Raw genomic sequence first — 5,698 nt, 5'->3', positions numbered from 1 at the left:
GGGTCGTGATCGAGGCGATGGCGCGCGCGCTGCCCTGCTTTGCCAGCGCGCTGCCGGGCAATCATGAATTGCTCGACGCGCCGTTTTTGGTGCGTGTGAACGACGAGGAGGACTGGGTCTTGAAGCTGCGCGATGCGCTTCGCAGAGCGGATTTCTTGGCGCAGGCCAGCCAGGCCAATTTGGCGGCGGCGCGGCGGTTCACGGTCGGCCGGATTCAGCCGATCAGGAACCGGTTCTACGAGACATTGTCAGCCTGTTCAGCTTGAGTTGATCGCGTGGTGACGCTCGCTTGTCGGGATCGGCCGGAAATCATGGAGAGGACGCGACCGCCGTGGCGGGACGTCGTCGTGAGCTCGTCCTGGATGCTTGGGGCAACCGGTTTTGTCGCGGGCTCGCAATGGCTGATCGTGTCGGTCGTCGCGCATCGCGGCGGACCTGCCGCGCTCGGACAGATCTCGCTGGCCCAGGCCTATGTGACCTGCCTGTCCTATGTGGGATGGCTCGCGCTGCGTAACCATTATGTGGTCGAGGACAACCGCTACCCGTTCTCCGATTATCTGTTCCTGCGCCTCGTCTTTCCGGCGCTGCTGTTCGGCGGTCTCGCCCTCGTCGCATCGACGGGCCTGCTCGATGGCGCGGGGTTTTGGGCGACGATCGCGGCGTTCTCCGCGCTCAAATTCGTCGAGGGATTTTCGGACCTGAACTCCGGCGTATTTCAGAAGGCGCATCGCAGCCATACCATCGCCATTGCCGCGGGGCTCCGATTTGCCGCCACGGCCGCGCTGTTCCCCGCCATGCTCTGGGCCGGCGGCACGGTGGAAACGGCGCTGCTCGCGCTCGCGCTCGCCTGGCTTGCGATCTATTTGTCTTTCGACAATCGCCAGCGTCACGCGCTGGTCCCGATGCCGGACGACATCATCTCGGCCGATGCCAAAGCTGTCGGGCGCCGGTGGGCGTTGTTTGCCGTCAGCCTACCGCTCGGCCTGTCCAGCGCGATCATGATCCTGAATGTCTATACGCCGCGATTCGGCATCGTGCATCTGCTCGGGGCGGATGCGCTGGGTCACTTCACGGCGATCCAGTACTTCGCGAATTTCGGCGGCATGCTGGTGGCCGTTATCTGCCAGGCCGCTTTGCCGATGCTGGCGCGCTTTGCCGGCCAGCGCTCGGCCGGACGATTCCTGTTTCTGGCCGGCGCGCTGATGCTGTTCGCGCTGTTCGGATGCCTGTGCGGCTGGCTGTTGATTGAGTTCGCCGGCCGGACGCTGCTCGCGACGATCTACGGGCCGCGTTTCGCAGACGCCCAGCCGCTGTTCGCGGCGGCTATTCCGACCATATTCCTCGCCTTCTGCGGATCGATTGCCGCCGCGGCCGCGACGGCGCTTCGGCTCTATCGCACCATCCTGTTCGCTTATGTCGGCTCGGCGCTCGTCGCGGCCGGACTGACCTATGTCCTGGTGCCGCGCCTCGACCTGTTCGGTGCATTCTTGGCGGTCGGCCTCGCCGGCCTGTTTCAATCCGCTGTGCTTGCGGCCGGCATGCTGGCCGGTTGGCGGAAAAGGGTTTCTTAAATGTTCGCAGGCGCGCCTGAGCACATGGCCTGGCAGCCTGCGCCGCCTGCGAGAAGTGCTGCGATCGATGTCGTGCGCGCCGTGGCGATCATGCTGGTGGTATTCGGTCATGTGCAGCGGGGACTGTTTCAGACCGGCGAAGCCTCGGGGATCTATTGGGATGCGGTCTATCCCGCCCTCGACTACTTCATCTATGTCTTCCACGTGCCGGTGTTCTTCGCCACCTCGGGAATCCTGCTGGAGCGTCATGCGGAACAGACGTGGAAGCAGTTTGCTGCGCGCATCGGGCGGCTCGTCCTGCTCTATCTGATCTGGAACACGATCAACGCCATCCCGGCCGTGTTCTTCTCGGGATACATCAATCGCAGTTTTGGCAGGGCCGGCTATCTCGATGCGATCAACCCGCTCCACATCAACGGCATCATGTGGTTTTTTCTGGCGCTGGTCTGCGCCCAGACGCTGCATTTCCTGACCGGGCGCCAGCAGTGGGTCCGACTGATCGCGATGGGTCTCGCCCTTGTCGTGCTCGCGCTCGATCGTGATGTCCACGGCGCGGCTTACGGATCGCTGTGGCTGCTGCTGGGCGCCGAAGTCGCCCGGCGGAAACTGCTTGATGACGCGAGCGGCAGCGCGCAACAGGCCGGCTTGTCCTTCCTTGGATATCTGACCACCGGCGCGGCGTGTTACGTGCTCGGCGTCCCCTATACACTGGCGATCCCGGCCTGCGCGTTTGCCTTGCACGCGCTCTATTGTATCGGACAGAGCCGCGCGGATTGGCCCGCCACTTTGACGAGCATCGGCAAGGCGACGCTGTCGATCTATGTGATGCACGTGCTTGTCGTTGCCGGCCTGCGCATCGCATTGCTCAAGGGCCTGCAGATGCCGCCATCAGCAATGCTGGTCGTCGTCCTGACGCTCGCTGGCATCGCTGTTCCGATCGCCGCCCTGACCTTGCTCAGGCGGCTCGGCGTGAGCAAATGGCTCCTGCTCGACTGAACTGCCTCAACTGGCGGCGAGGCGCTGCAGGCGCGCCGACTGGTCCGCTGGGACGAAGATGAAATTGTTGATGTAGCGGCCGATCTTGCCGGACGTGCCGACATTCCGCATGGGCTGATCGCGTTCGATCCGGAACTCCGCGATCGGCACCAGCTTCGCATCATGCAGATAGAAGCCTTCATACCCAAGGCCCCTCAGAAAATCCGAGACCCGCTTCACCGAGCCCGGATTGTGACGCTCCTCGACTTCGACCAGGATATTGGGCTTTTCGCGCGACAGCAGTCCGATGCCGCCGCGCAGCACGTGTTCCTCATGTCCCTCGACATCGACCTTGAGGATGCCGACGCCGTCGAGCGCGTAGCTGTCGAGGGTCCGGACCGGCACCTCCATCGAGGTCAGGGCGGCGGGATCGGCGAGCGCGAGATCGTTGCTCGCTGCGATGGTCGCCCATGAATGGATGCCGGAGGGCATGCGAAGCTGCGCCTGGCCGGGGGAATCGGAGAGCGCAACGCCTTCGACCCTGACGTCGTGATACTGCTTCCTCAAGTAGGACTGCAGCACGGGGATGGGCTCGAACACAACGACGCTTTTGCACAGTTTCTGGAAATGATGCACGTAAAGGCCGAGATTGCCGCCGACATCGACGGCGATCTTGGCCTCGCTGCAGAGCAGCGGCAAAAGCCTGATTTCCTTTTCGCGCGCACCGAGGCGGCGAATGCGCCGGGCATGAACTAGCCTGGGAAATGCTCTCTCGATCAGCGTCTTGAGCACCGACATCAAGCGACCTCCATCGGCCTGCGAGGCGAAACCGGAAAATGCCGTCGAGCAGCCTCCAGATCGAGCCGGCGCTCAGGCCGTTTGCTTTCCATCGCCGGCGGCGATTTGATGTAGGCCACGGCCAGGCCGAGCACGAGCCAGATGTAGGGAATCTTGTAGCTCGCAATCACCCACCCGCTGAACTGCAGGCCGAAAAAACCGCAGATGATGGCCGCGCCGATGTAGGGAAAGGCGCCGTGCTGAAGATAGAATCGGTGCGCCGTCGCTGCGACCTTTCCGAGCAGCAGCGTGCAGAAGAACAGCCAGACCGCATAGCCGACCGCGCCGAGCTCGGCGAGGATCCTGCTGTAGAGCGAGAAGGAAGGAAAGAACGAGGCATCGGGATCCGTAATCCACTTCTGGAATTCCCAGGTGTCCGCCCAGGACGGAAACAGCTGCGTCACCTTAAACGGATATTGGCCCATGCCGATGCCGAAGGCCGGGCTCGTCAGGAACTCGTTGATCTGGATCGCCATGGTCCCGAAGCGCGATACGTTCGAGATGTTGTCCGAGGCGATCGCGGCCGCGGCGATCTCGTTCTGGTACAGCGCGACCGCAATCAGCGGCGCAATGCTCAGCACCAGATAGCAGGCCATCAGCGCATGGTGCAGGCCTTGATAGGCGCCGCCGCGCGCGACCAGGAACAGCCGCAGATACGGGATCAGCAGCACGACAGGCAGCACGCCGACCAGCGAGGTCCGGCCGGACAGGAATGACAGCGCGAGGAGATTGAGGAACAGCGCCCAGCACGCGAGCCGCCGCAGCGCACTGCTGCGCTGATTGGCAAAGGCCCACAGCCAGGGCAGCGTGAAGATCGCATACATGCCGAAATTCGACGCCTCATAGGTCACGCTCTGGATGCGGCCGATGATGAAATGCCCTCGGCGCATCAGCGCGTGGATGACGCCGGAGGCCTGCAGGAAGATGTTGTAGACCGCGTCGACCTTCCATGACACGAGCTCGACGTCGCCGACCGCGACGACCAGCACCGCGCCCCAGAACAGCGGCGCCGCTAGCAGGGTCCGGAATGCGGCGGTCGAATAGAAATACACCAGATAGGCAAAGTAGAAGCCGAACATCGGCACCATCGTCGTCGACAGCAGCCGGGAGAGTCCGCTTCGTCCCTTCAGCTGATTGCCGAGGATGCTGCTGAAATTGGCGATGATCGAGATCGCGACCGCCGCCAGGAAGGCGGTCGCGAACAGCAACAGCAGGCGCTCGGTGCGCAATCCTCGTCGGTAGAGATGGACCGCGGCGAGCGGCGACAAGAACAGATTGATGAGGATGTAGGGTTCCGAGCGGGCTTCGCCGAGGACGTCGAGCCCGATTGCGGCGTTCGCCGGGTAAACGACGATCGAGAACGCGAACAACAGGTCGAGCAGCGAGGGCGCTTGTGCCGCCTGGACCGCCGGGCGGTCACCGCGGAATCTTGCGATGGTCGAACCGGTGGAGCGGAGCTGACGTTCGCGACCCATACGCCACGAATTGTCAAAAGCGAACGTCAACTCAACTGCTCCATTCATCAATCGCCGCCGCGTGGTCCTCTCAATTCCAAGCACTCGGCGGAGTGCCCGCTGCGGTGGCGCGCAGATGTTGGAGTCGGACCGTGGCGCACGCCGGCACGCTGGCGCTGCGCCACCATCGAGCTTGGACACGCCAAACGAGGCAATATGGTGGTGTTGAGCGGCCTGATATGCGCTGCATGCGTCCACGCGGCGCGAACTTCGGATTGGGAGAATAAGAGGTCCTTGGCTCGATTCCAGCAAGATGGTCGGGGCCGTCCGCTTCACAGCAGCGCCAGCGCAACGCGGCCGAGCAGCCACAACCATGCGCCGACGACAACGGGCGCCGCCGCGACGAAGGCAATCATGATCAGGCGTCCGCAGGTCGTATTGCGTGCCGTCGCACGATCGGAAGGGGTGTCCGGCGGCGGAAAGCCATCGACCCGCGCAATGACTTGGGCTGGCGGGATCGTGTCGGTCGGCAGGGAATGGCTGGGTCGTCGGGACCGATCGATCCGCAGGCATTCCTCCGGCATGGCGTTCATCGTCTGTAACCTCAACCCGTTGAGTGTTGGCAAAAACCCGGCATCCGCCGACAACGCGTCGCACCGTTCTCGAAGATTCAGGTCGCGACTGAGGCGAAGGGCTGCCGAAGTCGTGGCGAGCCTGTGCGCTTGGTCGCGATGCGTGGTCATTCGCTTGTGGAATGAGGCGTCGGCGCACGTTCCCGCTGTCAGAGGAATGTTTGAGAATGTCTCTAATCAGAAGAATGTTTGAGAATTTCTCTAAAACGCGAAGCTGCTCGCGTGCATC

6 protein-coding genes are annotated in these 5,698 nt (G+C 63.1%); 3 read left to right on the top strand and 3 right to left on the bottom strand.

Going from position 1 to position 5,698, the window contains the following annotated elements; genetic code table 11:
- The 3 genes from JOZ76_RS37680 to JOZ76_RS37670 all read left to right on the top strand — a co-directional run.
- On the top strand, window positions 1–266 hold a 266-nt coding region (locus JOZ76_RS37680; protein WP_291706437.1), incomplete at its 5' end, for a glycosyltransferase.
- A gap of 81 nt (window positions 267–347) precedes the next feature.
- Window positions 348–1,571, top strand: coding sequence for a lipopolysaccharide biosynthesis protein (locus JOZ76_RS37675; protein ID WP_291706436.1), 1,224 nt, complete (start codon window positions 348–350; stop codon window positions 1,569–1,571).
- A gap of 24 nt (window positions 1,572–1,595) precedes the next feature.
- Window positions 1,596–2,567 carry an acyltransferase family protein gene (locus JOZ76_RS37670; protein ID WP_291706435.1) on the top strand — a complete coding sequence of 324 codons (972 nt, stop codon included), beginning with the start codon at window positions 1,596–1,598 and terminating at the stop codon, window positions 2,565–2,567.
- 6 nt (window positions 2,568–2,573) lie between these two features.
- On the opposite strand, the gene JOZ76_RS37665 is transcribed toward JOZ76_RS37670, so the two are convergent.
- The 3 genes from JOZ76_RS37665 to JOZ76_RS37655 form a co-directional block, all read right to left on the bottom strand.
- On the bottom strand, window positions 2,574–3,344 hold the full coding sequence (locus JOZ76_RS37665) for an FkbM family methyltransferase (RefSeq protein ID WP_291706434.1): 771 nt from the start codon (window positions 3,342–3,344) through the stop codon (window positions 2,574–2,576).
- Entirely contained in the window at window positions 3,344–4,888 is a 1,545-nt protein-coding gene (locus tag JOZ76_RS37660) for a hypothetical protein (RefSeq protein WP_291706433.1), read from the bottom strand. The genes JOZ76_RS37665 and JOZ76_RS37660 overlap by 1 nt, the downstream gene beginning before the upstream one ends.
- Before the next feature lie 281 nt (window positions 4,889–5,169).
- On the bottom strand, window positions 5,170–5,580 hold the full coding sequence (locus tag JOZ76_RS37655; RefSeq protein WP_291706432.1) for a hypothetical protein: 411 nt from the start codon (window positions 5,578–5,580) through the stop codon (window positions 5,170–5,172).
- Between the last annotated feature and the right edge of the window lie 118 nt (window positions 5,581–5,698).

The organism is Bradyrhizobium sp., from assembly GCF_019244115.1.
In the GTDB taxonomy this organism is placed as follows: Bacteria; Pseudomonadota; Alphaproteobacteria; order Rhizobiales; family Xanthobacteraceae; genus Bradyrhizobium.
Note: the sequence above shows the minus strand (reverse complement) of the source record. Positions and strands in the feature narration are given on the sequence as shown.